At 61.8% G+C, this 23,870-nt stretch carries 19 protein-coding genes; 11 read left to right on the top strand and 8 right to left on the bottom strand.

All coding sequences use genetic code 11. The features are described from left to right. Nucleotide 1: 1 nt before the first annotated feature. From leuC to aroC, 3 genes are all read right to left on the bottom strand, one after another. The gene (leuC, locus tag NB231_RS00930; protein ID WP_004998926.1) at nt 2-1,405 is read right to left on the bottom strand and encodes a 3-isopropylmalate dehydratase large subunit; all 1,404 of its coding nucleotides are present in this window, start codon (nt 1,403-1,405) and stop codon (nt 2-4) included. 113 nt (nt 1,406-1,518) lie between these two features. Then, a complete protein-coding gene (locus NB231_RS00925) occupies nt 1,519-2,700 on the bottom strand; it encodes an MFS transporter (RefSeq protein WP_004998925.1) in 1,182 nt (393 codons plus the stop codon). Between the two features lie 4 nt (nt 2,701-2,704). Further along, nucleotides 2,705-3,808 carry a chorismate synthase gene (gene aroC / locus NB231_RS00920; protein ID WP_004998924.1) on the bottom strand — a complete coding sequence of 368 codons (1,104 nt, stop codon included), beginning with the start codon at nt 3,806-3,808 and terminating at the stop codon, nt 2,705-2,707. A gap of 171 nt (nt 3,809-3,979) precedes the next feature. On the opposite strand from aroC, the gene asd reads away from it, so the two are divergent. Then, the gene (asd, locus tag NB231_RS00915) at nt 3,980-4,879 is read left to right on the top strand and encodes an archaetidylserine decarboxylase (protein WP_004998919.1); all 900 of its coding nucleotides are present in this window, start codon (nt 3,980-3,982) and stop codon (nt 4,877-4,879) included. Nucleotides 4,880-4,911: 32 nt separating this feature from the next. Here asd and epmA read toward each other — a convergent pair whose 3' ends face one another. Together epmA and efp are read right to left on the bottom strand one after the other, a co-directional pair. Continuing rightward, a complete protein-coding gene (epmA, locus tag NB231_RS00910; protein ID WP_004998915.1) occupies nt 4,912-5,883 on the bottom strand; it encodes an EF-P lysine aminoacylase EpmA in 972 nt (323 codons plus the stop codon). Between the two features lie 9 nt (nt 5,884-5,892). Then, nucleotides 5,893-6,462, bottom strand: coding sequence for an elongation factor P (efp, locus tag NB231_RS00905; protein WP_004998912.1), 570 nt, complete (start codon nt 6,460-6,462; stop codon nt 5,893-5,895). Between the two features lie 122 nt (nt 6,463-6,584). Between efp and epmB the strand changes: the two genes are divergently transcribed. The 3 genes from epmB (at nt 6,585) to NB231_RS00890 (ending at nt 11,573) form a co-directional block, all read left to right on the top strand. After that, complete coding sequence (epmB, locus tag NB231_RS00900; protein WP_004998910.1) at nt 6,585-7,604, top strand: EF-P beta-lysylation protein EpmB; 1,020 nt, start codon at nt 6,585-6,587, stop codon at nt 7,602-7,604. Between the two features lie 101 nt (nt 7,605-7,705). Next, nucleotides 7,706-9,460 (top strand): hypothetical protein, encoded by a 1,755-nt coding sequence (locus tag NB231_RS00895; RefSeq protein ID WP_004998905.1) that lies wholly within the window; start codon nt 7,706-7,708, stop codon nt 9,458-9,460. Between the two features lie 31 nt (nt 9,461-9,491). Beyond that, nucleotides 9,492-11,573, top strand: coding sequence for an EAL domain-containing response regulator (locus NB231_RS00890; RefSeq protein ID WP_004998904.1), 2,082 nt, complete (start codon nt 9,492-9,494; stop codon nt 11,571-11,573). A gap of 54 nt (nt 11,574-11,627) precedes the next feature. Here the strand turns inward: NB231_RS00890 and parC are convergent, their stop codons facing one another. Further along, a complete protein-coding gene (gene parC, locus NB231_RS00885) occupies nt 11,628-13,871 on the bottom strand; it encodes a DNA topoisomerase IV subunit A (RefSeq protein ID WP_004998900.1) in 2,244 nt (747 codons plus the stop codon). A gap of 45 nt (nt 13,872-13,916) precedes the next feature. Next, nucleotides 13,917-15,809, bottom strand: a complete 1,893-nt coding sequence (gene parE, locus NB231_RS00880) for a DNA topoisomerase IV subunit B (RefSeq protein WP_004998899.1) — start codon at nt 15,807-15,809, stop codon at nt 13,917-13,919. 165 nt (nt 15,810-15,974) lie between these two features. On the opposite strand from parE, the gene NB231_RS00875 reads away from it, so the two are divergent. The 7 genes from NB231_RS00875 to typA all read left to right on the top strand — a co-directional run bounded on the left by NB231_RS00875 (nt 15,975) and on the right by typA (nt 21,869). Beyond that, complete coding sequence (locus tag NB231_RS00875) at nt 15,975-16,226, top strand: exodeoxyribonuclease VII small subunit (protein WP_004998896.1); 252 nt, start codon at nt 15,975-15,977, stop codon at nt 16,224-16,226. After that, nucleotides 16,213-17,109: a (2E,6E)-farnesyl diphosphate synthase gene (gene ispA, locus NB231_RS00870; RefSeq protein WP_004998894.1), complete on the top strand. Its 897-nt coding sequence runs from the start codon at nt 16,213-16,215 to the stop codon at nt 17,107-17,109. Before NB231_RS00875 ends, ispA begins: the two co-directional genes overlap by 14 nt. A gap of 57 nt (nt 17,110-17,166) precedes the next feature. Next, complete coding sequence (queD, locus tag NB231_RS00865) at nt 17,167-17,550, top strand: 6-carboxytetrahydropterin synthase QueD (protein ID WP_004998891.1); 384 nt, start codon at nt 17,167-17,169, stop codon at nt 17,548-17,550. Nucleotides 17,551-17,553: 3 nt separating this feature from the next. Continuing rightward, entirely contained in the window at nt 17,554-18,387 is an 834-nt protein-coding gene (folE2, locus tag NB231_RS00860; protein WP_004998888.1) for a GTP cyclohydrolase FolE2, read from the top strand. 126 nt (nt 18,388-18,513) lie between these two features. Further along, a complete protein-coding gene (locus NB231_RS00855; RefSeq protein ID WP_004998887.1) occupies nt 18,514-18,930 on the top strand; it encodes a PA2779 family protein in 417 nt (138 codons plus the stop codon). Then, entirely contained in the window at nt 18,930-19,922 is a 993-nt protein-coding gene (locus NB231_RS00850) for a PA2778 family cysteine peptidase (protein WP_004998885.1), read from the top strand. The genes NB231_RS00855 and NB231_RS00850 overlap by 1 nt, the downstream gene beginning before the upstream one ends. Nucleotides 19,923-20,051: 129 nt before the next feature. Then, nucleotides 20,052-21,869 carry a translational GTPase TypA gene (gene typA, locus NB231_RS00845; RefSeq protein ID WP_004998880.1) on the top strand — a complete coding sequence of 606 codons (1,818 nt, stop codon included), beginning with the start codon at nt 20,052-20,054 and terminating at the stop codon, nt 21,867-21,869. Nucleotides 21,870-22,004: 135 nt separating this feature from the next. Here typA and NB231_RS00840 read toward each other — a convergent pair whose 3' ends face one another. Beyond that, nucleotides 22,005-23,843, bottom strand: coding sequence for an IS1634 family transposase (locus NB231_RS00840; protein WP_004998877.1), 1,839 nt, complete (start codon nt 23,841-23,843; stop codon nt 22,005-22,007). Between the last annotated feature and the right edge of the window lie 27 nt (nt 23,844-23,870).

The raw sequence follows: 23,870 nt of genomic DNA, 5'->3' as shown, positions 1-23,870 counted from the left end.
ATCAAAGCTTCCTCACATCGACGAAATGCCCGGTGATTGCAGCGGCGGCGGCCATGGCCGGACTCAGTAAATGGGTCCGACCACCATGGCCCTGACGACCCTCGAAATTGCGGTTCGAGGTCGAGGCACAGCGTTCGCCGGGCTGCAAACGATCCGCGTTCATCGCAAGACACATAGAGCAGCCCGGCTCCCGCCACTCGAAACCCGCCGCCTGGAAAATTCGATCCAACCCCTCGTCCTCGGCCTGGCGTTTGACAAGCCCGGAGCCCGGTACGACCAGCGCCAACTTGATAGTGTCCGCCACGCGTCGCCCCTGCACCACCGCGGCGGCCGAGCGCAAATCTTCGATGCGTGAGTTGGTGCAAGAGCCGATGAACACCTTGTCCGGGCGGATGCGCGTCATGGGCACTCCTGGCTCGAGCCCCATGTAAGCAAGCGCCCGCTCCATTCCGATCCGCCGGGTGGGATCGGGCTCGGCGGCCGGGTCCGGCACTCGAGCGTCCACCGGCGCCACCATTTCGGGCGAGGTCCCCCAAGTGATCTGCGGCACGATTTCGGTGCCATCGAGTTCCACCACCCGATCGAATACCGCATCCGAGTCGCTCACCAGCGTGCGCCAATAGGCAACGGCGCGATCCCACATCGCGCCGTGCGGCGCGAAGGGTCGACCGCGCATATACTCGATCGTGACATCGTCCACGGCCACCAGCCCGCAGCGCGCGCCCGCCTCGATCGACATATTGCACAACGTCATGCGTCCTTCCATCGACAGGGCACGCACGGCGGCACCGCCGAATTCGATGGCATAACCGGTCGCCCCAGCCGTACCGATCCGACCGATCAGCGCCAGCGCCATATCCTTAGCGCTCACCCCGGCACCGACCTGGCCCTCCACCCGCACCAACATGCGCTTGGACTGCGACTGGATTAAGGTCTGCGTGACGAGCACATGTTCGACCTCGGAGGTGCCGATACCGAAGGCAAGGGCACCCAGCGCGCCATGCGTCGAGGTGTGGGAATCGCCGCAGACCACGGTCATCCCCGGCTGTGTAGCGCCCTGCTCCGGGCCGATGACATGGACGATGCCTTGGCGCGAATCCGCGAGGCGAAACTCGACGATTTCATACTCTGCACAGTTGCGATCCAACGTCTCCACCTGCAACCGCGAGACCGGGTCGGCAATCCCCTGCGCGCGGTTGATGGTGGGCACGTTGTGATCCGCCACCGCTAGGTTAGCGGCCACGCGCCAAGGCCGGCGACCGGCAAGCCGCATCCCTTCGAACGCCTGCGGCGAGGTGACCTCATGCACCAGATGGCGGTCGATATAGAGCAGCGAGGTACCGTCCGCGTTGTCGCGCACGACATGGGCGTCCCAAAGTTTATCGTAAAGCGTTGCGGCGACCATACGGCTCCCCTGTTATGCAACTGGTATAGGGCATTGCAAGCGGCTGGAACCCGGCCGGTTCGAGGCATCGGCGGCGCTTTCCGAGAGGCTTAAGGATTTGCAATAAACTTTTATTATACTGAACGCTGGCTCGGCAGGCTAACCGCCCATCTGCCCTGCGGCAGACTCCGAGCAGCGAGCACCGTACCGGTAGCGGCCAGCGCCGCGGCCACATACCAGGTTGGGGCCTCACCGAAGGTCGACCAAAGATAGCCGCTCGCAAGACTGCCGGAGGCGACGCCGGCGCCGAAGGTCAGGCTGCTGTAGAGCGCTTGCCCACGCCCCTGGTTGGGACCGGTGAAAAAACGGTTGATAAGCGAAATCGCCACCGCATGGTAAACGCCGAAGGTGCCCGCATGGAGAAGCTGCGCCATGATCTGCAGCAAGATCCAATCCGGGAAAGCGCCGACGAGTGTCCAGCGCACGACCGCCAGCGCCAGCGCCGCGGTCATCAGTCGGCGCGGACCGAACCGCGGCAGCCAACTGTGCATCTTCAGAAAGACCATGATCTCGGCGAGGACCCCTACCGCCCAAAGCGCCCCGATCGCCATCCCGCTATAGCCGTGGTCGGCCAAATAAATGCTGTAGAAGACATAGAAAGGGCCATGGCTTGCCTGAAGCAGATAGCAGGCCACCAGAAAACCCAGGACATTGGGCCGCAGCAAAACCCGACGAAACGGCTCATGAGATGCGTCACTGAGCTGCGCCGGTGCACTCGGCGCAACCAGACTCGCCCCGGCCAAACCGGTAACCAGCAATAGCAGCGCCCAAGGCACAATGTGCAACCCCATACGATCAGTGAGCTCGCCGAGCACTGTCACCGCCGCGATGAAACCCATCGAACCCCACAACCGAATACGGCTGTAGTGATGGTCGTTCGCCCCCAGATGATTCATGGTATTGGCTTCGAACTGAGGCAGCGCGGCGTTCCAGAAAAAACCGAACAAAGCCATCAACAGCGCAAGCCGCACATAGCTCTGAGCGTATAGCATGCCGGCGAATGCTACTGCAGCCACGAGCGAGGCAAGCCGCACCGTTGCCATGCGCCGCCCGCTATGATCCGCCAACCATCCCCAAATATTGGGGGCGATGATCTTGGTGGCATAGAGTATGGCGATCAGCTCACCGATTGCGGCAGCGCCGAACCCGAGCGAGCGCAGATAAGCACCCCAGTAAGGCACCAACCCCCCGACCACAGCGAAGAAGAAAAAATAGAACGCCGCCAACCGCCAGTACGGAGTCGCCACCGAGCTCATGTGATCAACGATCGTGGCCGCTCGGAATGACCGGCGTGGCCGTGCGCACATCGGCGCACTGCGCACGGTGGCGCAGATAGTGATCCATGAGCACCAGGGCGAGCATGGCCTCGGCGATGGGCGTGGCGCGAATACCTACGCACGGGTCATGCCGACCGGTAGTCACCACCTCCTCGGGCTGCCCGTGCGTGTTCACGGACCGCCCGGGGACGCGGATGCTGGAGGTCGGTTTGAGGGCGATGCTGGCGACGATGTCCTGGCCGGTGGAAATTCCGCCCAGAATGCCACCGGCATTGTTCGACAAAAAACCCGCCCGCGTGATCTCGTCGCGGTGGCTGCTTCCGAGTTGCTCGACGGCAGCAAAGCCGGCACCGATTTCGACGCCCTTGACCGCGTTGATTCCCATCAAAGCCCGACCTATCTCGGCATCCAGGCGATCGAAGACCGGCTCCCCGAGCCCAACCGGTGCATTCTCCGCCACAACAGTTACCCGCGCGCCGACCGAATCCCCTTTGCGGCGCAGCTCATCCAGGTAACGCTCCAGCTCCGGCAAACGCGCCGGATCGGGGCAAAAAAAGGGGTTGCTATCTACTGCCTCCCAATCCCGCAGTTCCATGCGGATCGGCCCAAGCTGCGCCAAATAGCCGCGGATACGAACACCTAGCCGTTCCGCTAAATACTTCCGGGCGATGCCCCCCGCGGCCACACGCATTGCGGTCTCCCGCGCCGAGGAACGCCCTCCGCCGCGATAATCGCGCACGCCGTACTTCTGCTGGTAGGTATAGTCCGCATGACCTGGGCGAAAGCTCGCTTTGATCTTGGCATAATCCTTGGAGCGCTGATCGGCGTTTTCGATCAACAGCCCGATGGGCGTTCCCGTGGAGCACCCCTCGAACACACCCGAGAGAATGCTTACCCGATCGGGTTCCTGCCGTTGTGAGGTATGCCGGGAAGTACCCGGTTTGCGCCGATCGAGATCCCGCTGCAGATCCGACTCGCTAAGCGCCAAACCGGGTGGGCAGCCATCGACGATGGCGCCGAGCGCCGGCCCATGACTCTCGCCGAAGGTAGTCACCGTGAAGGACTTGCCGAAGGTATTGCCCGACATTTGTCTCTACCATCTCTGTTAAATTTAAATATTTGCGCAGATCTTTTGCAGAACACCGCACTGCGCTTAATCCGCACTGCGCTTAATCCAATGCAAGCTCACGGCTAATGCGCATTCAGTGAGCCTATGTGATAATCCGCCGCCATGCCCAATCGCACCAGTTCACAACCAATGCAGCGAATCCTGAGCGCCACGGGGCCCAAGCGAGCCGTTCTGAGCGACTGGCTCAAGGCGCTGCCGCTCTATCCACTGCCGCAACACGCCCTCTCACGCCTTGTGCTGCACGCCGCGCGGGCGCGCAACAAGCATTGGAAAAATGCGCTCATACGCTGGTTCGTACGGACTTACCAAGTGGACTTGGGGGAGGCGGGCGAGCCCGATGCAACAGCGTACCCGGATTTCAACAGCTTTTTCACCCGGACACTACGCCCCGACGCCCGCCCCTTGCCGAAAGATCCCGCAACGCTTATCTGCCCGGCCGACGGTGTAATCAGTGAGATCGGCCGGATTGACGACGCACACTTACTGCAGGCTAAAGGACGCCACTTCAGCGTAGGCGAACTCCTCGGTGGCGATAATCAACTGGCGACACGCTTCCATGGTGGCCATTTTGTAACAGTGTATCTCTCCCCACGGGACTACCATCGGGTACATATGCCGGCCGCCGGCGAGTTGCGCACCATGATCCATGTCCCGGGCCGGCTATTCAGCGTAGCCCCCCACACGGTGCGCACGATACCCCGTTTGTTCAGCCGCAACGAACGCGTGGTCAGCTTATTCGATACCGCACACGGTCCACTCGCCGTAATCCTCGTGGGAGCGATCTGTGTCGCGAGCATCGAGACCGTCTGGGCCGGCGTGGTGACCCCGCCCCGCGGCCGGCGGTTACGGCGCTGGCACTACCCGCCCCCCAGATATCGGCTGGCACGGGGTGAAGAACTGGGCCGCTTCAACATGGGCTCAACGGTGATCGTACTGGTCGGACCCGAACGGGTCAGTTGGCGGGACGACCTGGCCGCCACACAGCCGGTACGCATGGGCCAGGCACTAGGCCGCTTCCGAGACACTTGAAACGGCATGGCCAACTGAGCCCCGCCCGACCTTTAGGCGCGCTCGATCGGGAAAGCAATCACCTCGTCGATGTGCCGAGCCCCGCAAACGTGCATAATGAGTCGATCCAGGCCGAGAGCCACCCCGGCGCAGGGTGGCAGCCCGGCTTCCATGGCTGCTAGCAGGCGCGCATCGACATCCGGCAGCGGCAATCCCAGGCGGGCGCGCGCAGCACGCTCGCGCTCGAAGCGCAGGCGCTGCTCGACCGCATCGGTGAGCTCGTGGTAGCCATTGGCGAGCTCGACACCGTTGCTGAACAACTCGAAACGCTCGGCAACCCGGGGATCATCCGGGCGCAACCGGGCCAGTGCCGCCTGCGACGCTGGGAAATCATAAACGAACGTCAGCCGGCCGCTTCCCAACGCAGGCACGACCCGGTGACTCAGGAGCAGATCCAACAGCCCATCCCGATCGAGTGCCGCCAAGGCGGCACGGCCCAGACCGAGTCCGCCGGCGCTTGTCTCTAACGTTTGCCGAGACGCCTCGAGGGGATCCACACCGAGATGAGCGTGAAACACCTGCGTATAAGTCAGCCGCTCAACAGTGCAGCCACCCAGCAGGTAGCGGAACAAATCCGCCACCTCGTCCATCAGCGCGTGTTGATCCCAGCCGAGGCGATACCATTCGAGCAGGGTGAATTCGGGGTTATGCAACCGCCCACGCTCGCCGGCGCGAAAAGCATGCGTGATCTGATAGATCGCGCCGGAACCTGCGGCGAGCAGGCGCTTCATGGCATGCTCAGGCGAGCTCTGTAGCCAAAGACGTCCCTCCGGCGGCGCGCCCGGACCGTCGTAAGCGACGTAGAAACTCGGCACATTCGGATCCGTCGCGCCGGCGCCGACCAGGCAGGGCGTATCCACCTCCAGCACACCGCGCTCGGCGAAGAAACCCCGTATGGCCGCAAGGATACTCGCCCGCTGACGCAAGGCTTTGCGACACGCCGAAGGGCGCCAATCGTCATGCACCGACGCCGCTCACTCCTTTGCGCGGGAGATATACGCTCCGCTGCGGGTATCGACCCGGACCACTTCGCCCTCCTCGATGAACAGCGGCACCTGCACCACCGCTCCGGTTTCCAGGGTTGCAGGCTTACCCCCGCCCCCGCTGGTATCGCCGCGCAAGCCAGGATCGGTCTCGACTACGGCAAGGTTGACGTGCGCGGGCGGCTCGATCGAAAGTGGCTCATTGTTCCAGAGCGTGACCTTACACAGATCCTGCTCTTTGAGCCATTTGGCCCCGTCGCCGATCACAGTCTTGCCGGCCGCGTACTGCTCGAAGCTATCCGGCTTCATAAAGTGCCAGAACTCCCCGTCCGTGTAGAGATACTGCATTTCGGTCTCGATCACGTCCGCGGCTTCAACGCTGTCACCGGATTTGAACGTCCGCTCCACCACCCGGCCAGAGCGCAAATTGCGTATCTTTACACGGTTAAAGGCCTGACCCTTGCCAGGCTTTACGAACTCGTTCTCAACGATGGCATAAGGATCGCCATCGAGTAGAATTTTGAGCCCCGCCTTGAACTGGCTGGTGGTATAACTGGCCATGAAACCCCTGCTTGGCGCTGAAATTCAGGTACTGTTATGGGCATTCGACGGACCTGCACTTGCTCTGCACGTCCAGAAACGCGAATACTAACGGAAAACCACGGCTGTTAGAATAATTGCTTATGAGTGAGTCTCCACTCGCGGTATCACTCACCACCACTCGTCCCCCCTGGCAGCAGGAGTTGGCGCGGGCGGTTCGTGATCCGGCGGAGCTCCTGCGTTTGCTGGAACTTCCCGCCACCCTATTGGAACCCGCACGGCGGGCGGCTCGACTTTTCCCGCTGCGCGTACCGCGTAGCTATCTCGCGCGGATGGAGCGCGGTAACCTCGAGGATCCCCTGCTACGCCAGGTGCTTCCCCTTACGGCGGAACTGGATCCCGCGCCCGGTTTTGTTACCGACCCGGTCGGTGACCTAGGCGCTTCCAAGGGTGCGGGGGTGCTGCATAAGTATCATGGTCGAGTGTTGTTGATTACCACCGGCGCCTGCGCCATCAACTGCCGCTATTGTTTCCGCCGACACTTTCCGTATGCCCAAGCGAACGCCGCGGCCGGACAATGGCACTCCGCATTGCGCTATATCGCCCAGCGCACCGAAGTCGAAGAAGTCATCTTGAGCGGCGGAGATCCCTTGACTCTAGCGGACCGCCGCTTGGCTCAACTTGTTACCCAATTGGTCGATATTCCTCATATCCGGCGTCTGCGAATCCACACTCGGCTGCCCGTAGTGCTACCCGCACGGGTTACCGACGAGCTGGTCGAGTGGTTTGCGGGCAGCCGGCTGCAACCGATCATGGTACTGCACACCAACCATGCTAACGAATTAGACGCAACGGTAACGAGCGCGGTCAAACGCCTGCGCGAGGCCGGGGTCACCATGCTCAATCAAACAGTGCTGCTGCGAGGGGTCAATGACGAGGCAATGGCACTGACCGCACTCCATCAGCGATTGTTCGATAGCGGCATATTGCCCTATTACCTCCACTTGCTCGACCGGGTTGCCGGCGCTCGCCATTTTGCGATTACGCAAGACCGAGCGCGCGAGCTGCACCGACAGATGGCTAGACGGCTGCCGGGATACCTAGTACCCAGGCTAGTGCAAGAGATCGAAGGCGCGCCGGGCAAGCACTGGCTGCCCCCCTAAGAGCGACGTTCAAACCAGGTGGGTCGACCAATCCACGGCTATGGCTAAGCTGCGGACAAGGAAGACGCCCGGACAACACTGGGCCAAGCGAAAGGAACAGTATGAAACACTCGACGACCAGCCACCTTCCGATACCGAAGCAAGAACCGGCGGGCCCGGGCAGCTTCGATTATCGGCCCCACTCAGTAGAGGATTGGCTGCAGAATCTTCCCGTTGTCAATCTCAGCGTCACCAGCCGCGCCGTGTATGAATCGCTGCAGGCTTGTAATCGCCAGCAGCTGCACCCGAGCCTGCGACTGCGTTACCTAGAACAGCTCCGCGAGATCGTTTGCTATATCGGCAATGGGCTGCGCAAACAATATATGGGCCGCGCCCTACCCTTGCGCCCCAAACCCAAAGGCATCGTCACGCTTGCTCTGTTACTGCTGCAAGAAATGGCACTGGGTTATGAGATCTTAATCGAGACAGCACACTCTCAACCTCGCCCTGCATTTGGTCACCATCAGCGCCGAGCCTGCGCGCTCGATCGGGCTATTCGCTACCGCTCCCAGGTTTTGCTCGAGAGCTGGGTCGTCTATCAAGCACCCCCTACGGATACCTGGCGCCGACTGCACACCCTCTACGCCATCGCCGAGGCAGCCGGACTTAGCGAACAGCGAGTAATCGATTCACAGCTTGCTAGCCGGCGCCACCGCAGCACGCCCGGACGAGCCTATCGGCAAGTGGTGCTGCTTGCCGCCGCCGGCCCACAGCGGATGCATCACAGCGAAATTTTAGATGCTTATCGGCTGCTCGAACAGTGGGCAGCGGTGGCACGTCTCGTAGCGCCGGAAGACCCGGCGGCAAGCGAAGCACTATTCTGGGTCCCACATGCTTTGGACGCACCGCCACAACCCTACACGGTGGGCTCGACCGGGCCGCAGGATCGGCTTTTGCTCACCGATGCACTACAGCGGCTCACCGAGCGGGAGTTCTCCACCACAACCAAGGGGCTGTTTGGGCGCCGTAAGGCGCTGGCGGACATCCATCCAGAACTCTCCCGCCGCCTATCGCTGGCGCTAGGCGCGGTGACGGACCGGCGGCGCCAATCGCGCATGAGAATTACAGCGCGGATCCTAGCGGTTCCTGGATTGACCGCAATCCATCGCGCGCTGTCCCATGAGCTCGGGGAAGATGTCGAAACGATCGACCCGGCGCATGACCGATTTCAATGCCGCAACGCGCCCTTGGCCGAGCACGAAGCGCCCGACGTTTGGGATCTGATCTATCCAGCCGAGCTACTGGGGGTGATGCCGCAAGAGCCGCAGCGGTCCATACATGACCTGCCCCACCATTCCCGCCACGAAGAGACCCTCGATTGGAGCCTAATCAATGTCAGTGCCGGTGGTTATTGCCTCGTCTCCGGACCACAACAAAATTCGCACGCTCGTGTGGGTGAACTCATCGCCATGCGAGAAATGACAGATCGCAAACCACCCTGGCAGCTGGGCGCAATCCGCTGGATGCGGGTGCTACCGGAGCAGACGCTGCAAATCGGCGTGCAGATCCTGGCATCAAGCCCAAGCCCCATCCAACTGCGAGCCGAGCACGCGGAACACCGCTTTGGCCCCTTGGAACGGGGACTTTTGCTACCGGCCGTGACGGCAACCGATCAATCTGCGACATTGATCGCACCAGGGCGTAATTACGCCGCGCAGCGGCGCGCGCGGGTACGATACGGCCAGCGCGAAACCGCAGTGAAGCTCAGCCGTGAGATCGATGCCACTGCACATTATGTCCAGCTCGAATTCTGCTGCAGTGATCTTTTGGAAGCGGAGGAGACGGTGCCGGACGTATCGTACCCACAGCATAAATGACACCGTACGGCTAGAGATTCCAGGGTAAGGGATGGCAACCGAAAAGAACCTGCTGCGACTGGTAATCGCCGAAGAGTCACGCAATGACGCCGAACACCTGATCAATGTTCTGCGCAATGCCGGTTTCGCCGTGCGCGCCATCTCGGTGGAGGATGAAGAGGCGCTGCAGACGGTGCTATCCGAATGCTGCCATGACCTGTTTATTTGTGCGCCCCAGTTGGAACAACTGCCGCTAGAGAGCGCAGCCCAGATCGCATCGCAATCCGACGGGAATACCCCGTTGCTTGTCCTCAACGAGCACTCTGACCCGGAACTACGCCTTCAGGTGATGCGTATGGGTGCCTTGGATCTGGTCGATAAAAGCGATGCCGAACACTTCCGCTTAGTGGTCGAGCGGGAGGTCCGCAACCTCCGCGAGCGCCGTCGCCTATACCAGTTCGAAACAGCTCTACGCGAGACAGAGCGGCGCTGCCATGCTCTGCTGGACAACTCCCGTGATGCCATCGCCTATGTCCACGAAGGAATGCATATCTACGCCAATGCGGCCTACCTGGAGCGATTCGGCATGGATCGTGGGGAGGCCATTGAAGGCATGCCCATCCTCGATCTGATCGCCGTCGATGATCAGGCCCACTTCAAGGATTTCTTACGGCGCTACAGCCAGGGGAAACACAATGAGGACCACCTGGAGATAAGCATCCGTGGGCCAAAAGGGGAAACCCAAGCGGTAGTCATGCACTTCTCCGGCGCCAGCATCGACGGTGAGCCCTGTACCCAGATCCTCATGCGCGGCAAGGCCACAGGGCTTGAGCAGGAGCTGGCCAACCTCAGCCGCCGCGACATGCTAACCGGCTTGTTCAATCGCAAATATTTCCTCGAACAGCTCGATCGAAGCCTCGCCGAACAGCCCCCCGCAGGCGAGGGAGCGAGCCTGGGGTTGCTCTACCTCCAGATCGATAACCTAGAGGCCGCCCATGCGAGCTTAGGGATCACGTCGGTGGAGCTCGTTCTCAGCGACATTGCCAGGCTCATCGAAGGGCAGACCGGCGAAAACGATATAGCCGCGCACTATGCAAACGCCGTATTTACCATTTTGCTACCGAACCGTACCGTCCACGAGGCAATCGGACTGGCCGAAGCGCTACGCCAAAGCATCGAGGAACATGTCTCGGAAGCCGACAATCGAACAATAACAAAATCTTGCAGCATTGGCATTGCCATGCTAAGCGAAGGTGGGGCCAACGCATCCCAGGCCATCAATTTGGCCGCCGAGGCAAGCGAGGCGGCGCGCCGTGAAGGAGGCAACCGTATCCACCTCCATGCCACCGCTGGGCAGAGCGGAAACGAGAGCGGCAGTGACTGGAAGAGCCGGCTCGAGCACGCGCTCGCCGATGAAGCTTTCTATCTCGTTTATCAACCGATGGTCTCACTGTCCGGAGATCAGACCGAGCGCTACGAAACGCGCCTGCGGTTGAGCGCCGATAACGGCCAGTTCTTGGCGCCACGCGATTTCATGCCGTTTGCGGACCAATGCGGCCTAACTCCGGCCATCGATCGTTGGCTGACTCAAACCGTACTCGCGGCAATCGCCCAGCGCCGCGCGGCTGGGCATGAGCCCCATGTGTTCATCAAGATCACCGGCGGCACCCTCGGCGACCCAGAATTCTTGCCGTTTCTCACCTCCCAGCTGGAGCGCCTGGACGTGAAGGGCACGAACCTCGTATTCGAGCTCAGCGAGCCAGTCGCGATGACCCAGCTCAAGCAGGCAAAGGCCTTCCGTCAAGGAGTCAAAGAGCTCGGTTGCAGCTTTGCTTTGGATCAATTCGGCCGCGAGTTCAACTCCTTTCAGCTACTCAAACACATCCCGGCCGACTACCTGAAGCTCGACCGCAGTCTATGCGTCGATCTCACGGATAGTGTGGAAACCCAACGCAAGCTCCGGCAAATTGTTGATACCGCCCACACTATGGGTAAGCAAGTCATCGCCGGCTTCCTCGAGGAGGCCACTGCGCTCGCTACGCTCTGGCAATATAAGGTGGACTTGGTCCAAGGGCATTTTCTGCAAGAGCCCGTTCTGGAGATGAACTACGATTTCAGCGGCATGGTGATCTAATCCGCCTTGCCCCATACAGTTGAAAGCAGCGCTCGGAAGCGGGTGCTACAGGTCTTAGTCACCATCCACCCAAAACTGCTGAACCCGCTGAAATCCCCGTGGCAGGGCGTCTCCGCGGCGACCGCGTTGCCCAAGATAACGCTCTAGATCACTCGGGCGCAGCGTGAGCGTACGCTTACCCGCCTGGAGGATAACCGCACGCCCAGGGGGCACGGCCAACACGCCGGCAACCACCTCCTCGCGCGTCTTCAGCCGCGGCGATGGTATCTGGATAAGCTTGTTACCTTTACCCTTGCCAAGCTCCGGTAGTTCCTGCAGCGGAAAGACTAACAGCCGACCGGCCGTAGTAGCCGCAACGAGGCGGTCCTGTGCCAGCGCATATATCCGGGCCGGCTTGAGTGGCTGCGCCCCGCCAGCGACGCTCAATACAGCCTTCCCCGCCCGGTTTTTGCTGTAGAGGTTACCCAGGCGAGTGATAAACCCGTAGCCGTGATCACTTGCTAGCAGCCAAAGCGAGTCCGGATCACCGAGCAACACGTAGCTGAACTCGCCTCCCCCCGGTAGCGACAAGCGCCCTGTCAGCGGCTCTCCCTGCCCCCGCGCCGAGGGAAGCGTATGAGCCGGCAGAGAATAGGCTCGGCCTTGCGAATCGAGAAAAACCGCCTGTTGATTGGTGCGGCCGATGGCCGCATCACGATAACCATCGCCCGCCTTGTAGCTCAGACGCTGCGCATCCACATCGTGGCCTTTGGCCGCCCGAATCCAGCCTCTCTGCGAGAGCACCAAAGTCACTGGCTCGCTGGGCACGAGCTCCGTATCGCTCAGCGCACGCGCCGAGCCACGCTGCACCAATGGCGAACAGCGCGGGTCGCCGTATTTCTGGGCATCTTCTTGCAACTCCGACTTAATCAGAGCCTTAAGCCGTGCCTCCGAGTTCAGGATGGAGCGAAGGCGGTCCCGCTCGCGCAGCAATTCATCCTGCTCAGCATGAATTTTGATCTCCTCGAGCTTCGCCAGATGACGCAGGCGCAGTTCCAGGATAGCCTCGGCCTGGCGCTCGGTCAGCCCAAAGCGTTCCATTAACACGAGCTTGGGCTTATCCTCGGCCCGGATGATCGCGATCACCTCGTCGATATTGAGAAACGCGATCAAATAACCGTCGAGAAGATGCAACCGCGCCTCGACCTTATCCAAGCGCCACTGCAGGCGCCGACATACTGTCTCGGTGCGAAAGCGCAACCACTCCGTTAGGATTTCTCGTAGATTACGCACCCGCGGCCGGGCATCCAAGCCGATGACGTTCAGATTCACCCGATAGGTCTTCTCCAAGTCCGTGGTGGCAAACAAATGCTGCATCAGCGGCTCGGCGTCCACTCGGGCGCTGCGCGGAGTGATGATCAATCGTGTCGGGCTGTCATGGTCGGACTCGTCGCGCAAATCCTCCACCATAGGCAGCTTTTTGCTTTGCATCTGCGCGGCGATCTGCTCCAGGACCTTACTACCAGAGACTTGGTAGGGCAGCGCGGTGATCACGATATCGAGCCCGTCGCGCTCCCAACAGGCACGCTGGCGTAGACCACCGTAACCGATTTCGTAGAAACGGCGAATGTCCTCGGCCGGAGTGATGATCTCCGCTCGGGTCGGGAAATCCGGGCCCAAAATGGCTTCACAAAGATCGGCCACGCTGGCATCGGGCTGATCTAGCAGGTGAATACAGGCGGCGACCACCTCACGCAAGTTATGCGGTGGGATATCGGTGGCCATACCCACCGCGATACCGGTACTGCCGTTGAGTAGCAGATTGGGAAGCCGGGCTGGTAGGATCCGAGGTTCCTCCAAGGTTCCGTCGAAATTCGGCATCCACTCCACTGTGCCCTCGCCCAACTCGGTCAACAGAAGCTGCGCGTAGCGCGTAAGCCGGGCTTCGGTATACCGCATGGCCGCAAACGACTTGGGCTCGTCGGCCGAACCCCAGTTGCCCTGCCCGTCCACCAACGGATAACGATAGGAGAACGGCTGCGCCATGAGCACCATGGCCTCATAGCAGGCGGAATCGCCATGCGGATGGTATTTGCCGAGCACATCGCCAACCGTGCGGGCTGATTTTTTATACTTGGCAGCGGCGGAAATCCCGAGCTCGGACATGGCGTAGATGATGCGTCGCTGGACCGGCTTCAAACCATCACCGAGATGGGGTAACGCCCGGTCCAGAATAACGTACATGGAGTAGTCCAGATACGCTTTCTCGGTGAACTCGCGCAACGGCTGAGTTTCATAATCGGCATCATGTACAGGCAATTCGCTTCCACCCCCTTGTACGGCGCCTAGCCATCAGCCGGTGCCTCAAAGCAGCACCTCGGCTCGATCACCTTTCGCTTCCAACCAGGCGCGGCGCTGCGCCGCCGCTCGTCGGCCAAGCAGCATACCCAGCAGCTGCTCGGCAGCGTCCTCGGAGTCCACCGTAAGCCGCACCAAACGTCGGGTTTCCGCCGCCATGGTGGTCTCCCGCAACTGCTTCGGATTCATCTCGCCGAGCCCTTTAAAACGCGTGATTTGGGGCTTTGCCTTATTGTTCTCGGCGGCGACGCGATCGAGAACACCCCGCCGTTCCTCGCCGTCGAGGGCATAGTAGGTCTGTTTGCCAACATCGATGCGATAAAGCGGTGGCATAGCGACATAGACATGACCTTGGCGAACCAGCGCCGGGAAATGGCGCAGGAACAAAGCGCAGAGCAGCGTAGCGATATGCGCGCCGTCCGGGTCGGCATCAGCCAGGATGCAAATCTTGCCATAACGTAACCGGGAGAGATCCGCTGAACCGGGCTCCACACCCAAGGCGACGGCAATATCGTGCACTTCCTGCGAGCCCATCACCTCGGCGGGATCCACTTCCCAGGTATTCAAGATCTTGCCCCGCAAGGGCATAACCGCCTGATACTCCCGCGAGCGAGCCTGCTTTGCCGAACCGCCTGCCGAATCCCCCTCCACCAGAAACAGCTCGGTCTGGCGCAGATCCTGGCTGGTACAATCGGCGAGCTTACCGGGCAGTGCCGGCCCGCTCGTCACCCGCTTGCGCGCCACCTTCTTACTCGTGCGCAACCGCCGCTGGGCATTCTGAATGATCAACGCGACGATCTGCTGCGCCGGTGCGATGTGTTGATTCAACCACAGACTGAAGGTGTCTTTGACGACACCAGAGACGAAGGCGGCACACTCGCGCGAGGACAAGCGCTCTTTGGTCTGCCCGGTAAATTGGGGATTTTCGAGTTTGACCGAGAGTATGAAACTCAACCGCTCCCAAACATCATCCGGCGCAATCCGCACACCCCGCGGCAGCAGATTGCGAAATTCGCAGAACTCGCGAATCGCTTCGGTCAACCCGGCGCGCAGGCCATTGACATGCGTGCCACCTTGCGGGGTGGGAATCAGGTTCACATAGCTCTCTTGCACCGCCTCCCCAGCATCGGGCAGCCAGACGAGTGCCCACTCCGCAGTTTCCTGAGCGGCGCTCATCTGGCCGAGAAAGGGCGGTTCTGGCAGTCGCTCGACCGGCCCAAGCGTATCGCAGAGATAATCCGCCAGGCCATCTTCGTAATACCAAACAAACTCTTCCTGCGCCGCCTCGTCATAGAAGCGAACGCGCAACCCGGGACAGAGCACGGCCTTGGCTCGCAAAGCATACTGCAAGCGCGGCACGGAGAAACGCGGGGAGTCGAAATACCGGGCGTCGGGCCAAAACCGCAAGGTCGTACCGGTTTCGACCTTATTGAGTGCGCCGATCAGCTCGAGCTCGGAACATTTCTCACCCTCGACAAAGTGCATCCGCCATTGCTGGCCGTCACGCCGAATCGTCACCTCCAGCCGGCGCGAAAGCGCGTTCACCACGGAGACACCGACACCGTGCAGACCACCGGAGAATTGATAGCTGTGTTGGGAGAACTTGCCGCCGGCATGAAGCCGACTAAGAATGAGCTCTACCCCCGGCAACCCCTCTTCCGGGTGGAGGTCCACCGGCATACCACGGCCATTGTCGCTGACGGAAAGTGATCCATCATAATGCAGTACGACCTCGATTCGGTCGGCGAAACCGGCCAAAGCCTCATCGACGCCATTGTCGATCACCTCCCGGGCCAAATGATTCGGGCGGGTGGTATCCGTGTACATACCCGGGCGGCGACGCACCGGATCCAACCCGGTCAAAACCTCAATCGAAGCGGCGTTATAGTGTTTCGTCATCTTGCGACGGACTCCGTCCCTCCCGATTTCTGCGATAGTCGTTGCTGCCGGCGCTGCTCGAACCGAGGCTGGCAGTGTATCGTGCGCCCCAAACGACTGCGAGTGCGTTGCCGGCCGTCACAAGTTACACTAAGCGCGTTCGCTCGCCGCGCCAAACGAGGCAACATGATCCAGCCAAGTGATACCGAGTTCGACTTCGAACACGCCCTGCAGGAACTCGAAGAACTGGTCGGCCGCATGGAATCGGGAGAACTCTCGCTCGAGGACTCCCTAAAGTCCTTCGAGCGGGGAATCGAACTGACACGCGCTTGCCAGAAGGTGCTGCGCGAAGCTGAACAGAAGATCGAAATTCTCCTGGGTCAGGATGAAAGCGCCGTAACCATGCCGTTCGAGGCGATCAACCATGACGGTTCTTGAGCGTTACTTGCCTGAGTACCAGGCCCGCGTGGAAGCCGCCTTAGAGCGCTGGCTGCCGCCGGCACAAACGCACCCCGCACGGCTGCACGAGGCCATGCGTTATGCGGTGCTCGGTGGCGGCAAGCGGATGCGCCCGCTGTTGGTTTATGCAACCGGCGATGCCCTGCGACTACCGCGGCAGGTTTTGGATGCTCCGGCTTGTGCGGTGGAACTCATCCACTGCTACTCTCTCGTGCACGACGACCTGCCGGCCATGGACGACGATGACCTGCGCCGGGGCCGCCCGACATGCCACCGTGCCTACGATGAGGTTACAGCTATTCTCGTCGGCGATGCGCTGCAGAGCCTTGCCTTCCGGGTGTTGAGCCATTGCCGCGATGGGGAAGCTGGGCCGGTCCAGGGACGTCTACGCATGATCGAGGTCCTCAGCCTGGCCGCGGGGTCTCGCGGTATGGCCGGCGGCCAGAGCCTGGACTATGAAGCCGTGGGTCGTCAGGTTACCGTAGCGGAACTGGAGGACATGCACATCCATAAGACGGGCGCGCTTATTCGCGCCAGCGTCATGCTCGGCGCTTTGGCGGACACTACCGCTAACACAACCTGCACGGAACGTCTGGACCATTATGCAAAATGCGTCGGTCTCGCCTTCCAAGTCCAGGATGACGTACTGGATGTGATCGGCGACGAGGCGCGGCTGGGGAAAAGTCAGGGCGCCGATGCTCGGCTCAATAAGCCGACCTACCCAGCGCTGCTCGGACTCGACGAGGCGCGCGATTTCGCGCGTCAGCTCTGCCAAGACGCCGTGGCCAGTCTAGAGGACTTCGGCCCTGAGGCCGACTGCCTGCGAAGCGTCGCTGAATACATCGTAGCGCGTGATCACTGACGTTGCCGATCCCGCCGCGTTACCCTAATATGCCATCGCGTAAACCGGGATTCACCCATGAGCGGGCGCTACATCCTGAGCATAGTCACCGACTTCTCGGCCTCCCACATTCTGGAGGGGCATCCTGGTAAATGCAGCCGCCTGCATGGCCACAACTGGTCGGTGGAAGTAGAAGTCGAAGCCCGTGAGCTGGACCGGCTCGGGATGGCAATCGACTTCGCCGAGCTCAAAGCGGCCACGCGGCAGATCGTTGAAACAATGGATCATCGCCATCTCAACGACTTACCTGAATTCGCCGGCATCAACCCCACGGCGGAGCATGTGGCCGGCGCCATCTACCGAGCGCTTCGCACGTGGCTTAGCGGACACCACGCTCGGCTCAGCGCCGTGACCGTCTGGGAAACCGCGCACGCTCGCGTTCGATATACAGAGGAAGACTGAAGTATGGCCGAGGCAACAAAAGGTGCGCTAGCTCTGCCCATTGAAGATGTTCAGGGACGACAGGATACCCGGCGTATTCCGATCAACAAAGTGGGTATCAAGGACATTCGTCACCCAGTCCGGGTGCGGGCGCGCAATGGCGAGGAGCAACATACCGTTGCGACGTTCAACATGTACGTGGACTTGCCGCATCACTTCAAAGGCACGCACATGTCACGGTTCGTGGAGATCCTGGAAGGCCATAACCGAGAGATCACCATTGCCTCGTTTAAAGCGATGCTCCGCGAGGTGGCGCAGCGCCTGAAAGCGGCATCGGGTCATATCGAAATGCGCTTCCCTTTCTTCATCTGTAAACGCGCGCCGGTCTCCGGCGTGGAAAGCCTGCTGGACTACGAAGTGGCTTTCATCGGGGAAACCCAGGGCGATCACACCGAGCTGACATTAGAGGTCCTGGTGCCGGTCACCAGCCTATGCCCTTGCTCGAAGTCCATCTCCGAACAGGGCGCGCACAACCAGCGCTCCCGCGTGACCATTCGCGCGCGCACCGGCGGCTTCATCTGGCTCGAGGAACTGATCCAGATCGCCGAGGAGAGCGCCTCGTGCGAGCTTTATGGACTGCTCAAGCGCCCTGACGAGAAATACGTCACCGAACGGGCCTATAACAACCCCAAATTTGTCGAAGACATCGTACGCGAGGTGGCGGGGCGCCTGGAGGCCGACGATCGTATCCTCGCCTATAGCGTCGCCTCGGAAAACTTCGAGTCGATTCACAATCACTCGGCCTACGCCCTCATCGAGCGCGACAAGCAACTCGCCGCTGGGGAGCGCCATAGCTGATCAACGCCAGCGCGCGGCGGGTGCTGCTGCACGCAGGACGGCGCGGCATGCGGCCACCGTCAATCATCATCAATACGCGCGCACAGGGATACTCCTAACCCGGGGCCGAACGTCAAGGAGGAAACGATGCTGGAGCTCCAACATCGACACCGCTGGCTTCCTGGTCTCATCGCGGTTGTTTTCGTGCTTACGGTGATACCCGTTCCAGCCACACAGGCCAAGATGATCAGTACCCAAGCATTGGCCGCCGGCGCGGCTGCCGACGCTGAGCGGGCACGGATCGCGGCCATGCTGGAACGCGACGAGGTGCACGCGCAACTCGTCGCGCTGGGCGTCGATCCGCAAGCAGCGCGTAATCGCGTGGCCGCCTTGTCCGACGCGCAGGCCAGAGCATTGGCAAAACACATCGATAATATGCCAGCAGGCGGAAGTACCCTTACTTTTCTTGTTGGGATCGGGCTCGTCGTCTTCCTCGTGCTGCTGGTAACGGACATTCTCGGCTTCACGGATGTATTCCCGTTCGTGAAAAAAACAGTGCATTGATGAGTGAATTCGGCGGGGCGAGGGCGGCCTCGCCATGGCCGTTGCTCGTTCTGTGCGCGGGATTACTCGCCCTGGCCGGATGCGCCTCTCAAAACGGCCCACAATTGCTCGCCAGCACGCTCACCGTGCCGCCCGTCGAATTGCTCGACGTGCCGTTCTATCCCCAAACCGCCTACCATTGCGGCCCGGCCGCGCTGGCCACGGTGCTGGGCTGGAGCGGGGTAAGCGCCGACCCCGAGCAGCTCGGTACCGAACTCTACATCCCGGCCAAACATGGTGTGCTGCAGGCTGAACTATTGGCTCGCGCCCGCCGCAGCCGTCGCCTCGCTTATATCATCCCACCGCAACTAGCCGAGCTGCTGCGCGAGTTGGAATCGGGACACCCGGTACTGGTGCTGCAAAACCTTGGGCTGAGTTGGTATCCAATCTGGCACTATGCGGTAGTGGTCGGGGTGCAGCCGATAAATGGCAATCTAGTGCTGCGCTCCGGCGATGAGCGCCGGCATGTGGTAACGATCGAGACCTTCGAGCGAACCTGGGCGCGCGGGGAACGTTGGGGAATCGTCGTGCTGCCACCTGGCGAGCTGCCAGCAACCGCCACCGCAGTGCGGTTGTTTCAATCGCTGGCCGATCTCGAAACGCAGCACGATCCGACGACAACCTTGCCAAGCTGGCGGGCCGCCGTAAAACGTTTCCCGAAGGACGGCCGCCTGGCTCTGGGGCTGGCTAATGCGCTATACGAGAGTGATCGCTTGGCAAGCGCAGCCGCTGTGCTCAAGGCGGCGCTCGAACGTCAAACCGATTGGAGCGCAGTGCTTTACAATAATCTGGCGCAGATCGAGGCCGATCGAGGTAATTGGGCGGTGGCCGAGACGGCGGCCACGCAAGCTGTGCGCCTAGGTGGCCCATTTTTATCCACCTTCCGGGCGACTCTGCGGACAATCCAGTGCCGCCGCGCAGGCAAGCCTACGGATTGTGAGCCCGCTTTATAACGCCTCGGGCATGCGCTCGATCGTCGTAGGTACAGGCATCGGCGGAGCCACTGTTGCGCACGAAACGCTCGACAGCTGTAGCCGCTTCGACGATCATACGCGCCAAGCAACGAACGGCCGGCATCAAACGTGATTGAAAAACTCCGCAATATCGCCATCATCGCCCATGTCGACCACGGTAAAACGACCCTGGTCGACCGCCTTCTACAAGACTCCGGCAGTCTTCAGAACCGGGGCGCGCTGCCCGAGCGTGTCATGGATTCCAACGAGATCGAACGCGAACGCGGTATTACCATCCTCTCGAAAAACACGGCAATCGAGTGGCAAGGTCATCGCATCAATATCGTCGACACCCCCGGCCACGCCGACTTCGGTGGCGAGGTGGAACGGGTGTTGTCAATGGTCGACAGCGTGCTGCTATTGGTGGACGCCGTCGACGGCCCCATGCCCCAAACCCGGTTCGTTACCGATAAAGCGCTGGCGCAGGGCTTTCGGCCAATCGTAGTGATCAACAAGATCGATCGGCCGGAGGCACGCCCAAGCTGGGTCCTGGATCAAACCTTCGATCTATTTGCCGAACTGGGCGCGAGCGACGAACAACTGGACTTCCCCGTGGTCTACTGCTCCGCCTTGAACGGCTACGCGAGCCTAACATCGGCCGTTCGAACGGGAGACATGACCGCCTTGTTCGAGATCATTCGAGATCATGTGCCGCCGCCGGCCGTCGATCCCGAGGGGCCATTTCAGATGCAAGTCAGCGCGCTTGACTACAGTAGCTACGTCGGCCTCATCGGCATCGGGCGGATCAAACGCGGGCGCGTATGGACCAATAGACCGATAGTGACGATTGATCGCGCAGGCGGCCGCCGCGCCGGCCGCATCCTGCAGGTGCTCGGCTTCCTCGGACTGAACCGCATCGAGGTGAGCGACGCGCAGGCCGGCGATATCATCGCGTTCTCGGGTGTGGCAGACGTGCAGATCTCGGATACCCTCTGCGATCCCGGTGCCGTCGAAGCGTTGCCACCCCTGAGCGTCGACGAACCTACAATTGCCATGACATTCCAGGTGAATACCTCGCCGCTTGCCGGGCGTGATGGACGGTACATTACCGCCCCGCAGATTCGCGAACGCCTCGAGCGCGAGCTCCAACACAACGTCGCCCTACGGGTAACGGAAACCGAGGATCCGGATAAGCTGCGTGTCTGCGGTCGCGGCGAATTGCATCTGTCCATCCTGATCGAGAATATGCGCCGCGAAGGCTACGAACTCGGCGTCTCCCGCCCTGAGGTGATCATCCGCGAGATCGATGGCGAGCGCCAAGAACCTTGGGAACGGGTGAGCGTGGATGTAGCCGAATTCCACCAAGGTCCCGTCATGGAGAAGCTCGGGGCGCGGGGTGGTGCACTGCAAAACATGCACCCCCCCAGCCAGGGCCGCATCCGCCTGGACTACCTGATACCGGCCCGTGGGCTCATCGGTTTTCGCACCCAGTTTCTCAGCGCAACCTCGGGTAGCGGGCTGCTGTACCATGTCTTCGATCATTATGGGCCCGTCAAACCCGGACCATACGGCCAGCGTCCGAATGGGGCCCTGATTTCCAATGCCGGCGGCCGCGCGCTTGGCTACGCGCTGTTCAACCTCCAGGAGCGCGGCCGGCTGCTGATCGGCCCAGGCGACGAAGTCTACGAAGGCATGGTCATCGGCATTCACAGCCGCGACAACGATTTGCTCGTAAACCCACTGAAAGCCAAGCAGCTGACCAACATTCGGGCCGCCGGCAGCGACGAGAGCATCATCCTGACGCCCCCCCTGCGTCTCACGCTGGAGCAGGCACTGGAGATCATCGATCAGGACGAAGTGGTGGAAGTAACCCCCAACGCCATCCGGGTGCGCAAGAAGCTGCTGCGTGAGCACGAACGCAAACGCGCCGCGCGAGTTTCAGTGTAGCGCATCAAATCCACTTTAGACGGGCCCTAACCCAAGTTTAACGTCCCCAAAAATAACTTCGCGATACTCAGAGAGTTAAGATCGGCCGCGGCGGCGAGTGGCACTACATTACGTTCATTTTATAAATCAGCGGGCTCACACGATTGTTTTCTGCACGCCGCCCGGGGCGGGATCGGCCCCGAGGGCCTGATAGATTCGCGCCTGATCGGGCTCGGCGCGGGTGGCCTTGCGCACGTGCAGGGTGCGGCCATCGCCGCGGTTGAACGTGGCGGTGACCCGGCACTGGCCGGCGAGGGTATCGCGTAGCGTGCTCCAACGCTCGCAGATGCCGTGGGCGGCGAGGCAGTGGCGGATGAGCTGGACGAACTGATAGGCGAGCACGGTGATGAACAGGTGCCCCTCGGCGCGCTCTTCCTTGTGATGGAAGATCGGGCGCAGGCCGAGCTCCGATTTCAGGCTTCGGAAGACCGCCTCAAGGTCGGTGAGCATGATGTAGGTGCGCCACATTGTCTTCTCGTCCCAGCCGGTCTCGTTGCTGCGCAGGCAATAGACGCCCGGCTCGGTGACCAGAGAGCCTTTCACGGGCAGGCGCTGCCAGTGGATCGCACGGGCGCGCTCGCCGCTGTCACCGGCGATCACTTCAATGTGGTAGTGCTGGCCGAGGCCGCGGCTTTTCTCCTTGAGCCGCCCGATGCGCTCCCAGAGCTTGTCGATGCGCTTGGTGGTGCCCCGCCGGCTGAGTCCGGTCGCAAGCTTGTCGAGCCCAGCCTCGAAGCGGTCCATCAGGCGCCCGGCGATCGCTTGCTCCTTGCGCACGCGGCCCTCGGAGCGACAATACAGGCGCACCTCCTGGCCATCGGCCGAGGGCACTTTGAGTAGCTCCACGGCCTGCCCGCCGGCGTTGTCGAGGGTGATGGCCTCTTTAAAATCGACCGCGCGGCGGCGCTCGCGGCTGACCACCAGATAGCGGTAGCCCTGCTCGGCCAGCCAGGCGAGGTTGGCCTCGGTGGCCACCCCGCGGTCCATGACCACAAGCGCGCCGGCGGGCGCCGCGAGGCCGGTGAGCATCCCCTGGAGGGTCTGCGCCTCGGCCGCATTGCCAGCGAAGACCCGCGAGCGGCGCACAAAGCCGCAGGCATCGAGCACCAGCGCCAGGGTGAGCAGCGGGCAGTCGCTGCGCCGCTCCTTGGAGTGGCCGTGGCGCGCGGCCGGATTGACCGGTGCCTCGCCCTCGAAGTAAGTGTTGGTCAGATCGTAGAGCGTGATTGTCGGGGCGAGCGCGAACAGATCGCTCACCCGGGCGAACAGATGCCCTTCGAGGGCCGCGCGGTGGCGCAGCAGGATATCGGAGGTACGGTAGAGCTGCATCGGGCTCATCGCCTCGAAGTCCACCTCCAGCAGCTCGCCGAGGCCGCTGCGCCGGGCGAGCCACTGATACGTCGCCCGCTCCGAGCCCGGGGCGGCCATGCGGGCAACGATCAGCCCCAGCGCCGCCGCACGTTGCGGGCCGGTCAGCCCCAGCGCTTGGAGCTGCTCCTCCAAGCCCGCCTGGCGCAGCGCCCACAGGGCGAGCTGCTCGACGCCCACCGAGCGCGGGCGCACCAGTGAGAGCGAGTCCACGTCCACCGACTGCACGTCACCCCCACCGCCGGGTACACCGCCAGCATCGGCCGGTGCCGGCGTACCGCCCTGCTCGGCGAGCAGCCGCGCCGCAATACGCTCGGCCTGGCGCTCGACGGCGAGCGGGAGGCCCTTCCCCTCCTCGTCGAACAGCGCCGCCTGGCCGCTGAGCCGTTGCTCGATGCGCGCACACAACGCCGACCAGTGTGCCTGCGCCACTGGGAAGTGCCGCCCCAGGTTCAACAGGGTGCGCTGGCGGACCTTACCGGCGCGCCGCTCGGAGCGCACCAGACGATACGTGACATACGACTCGCCGGTGGCCGTGCTGCGGGTCTGGGTGCGGCGGATGAACATGCCCGCGAGGCTAGCGTGGGCGGGCGC

Origin of the sequence: Nitrococcus mobilis Nb-231, assembly GCF_000153205.1 — a bacterium.
Lineage (GTDB): Bacteria > Pseudomonadota > Gammaproteobacteria > Nitrococcales > Nitrococcaceae > Nitrococcus > Nitrococcus mobilis.
This window is presented reverse-complemented; position numbering and strand designations above follow the sequence as displayed.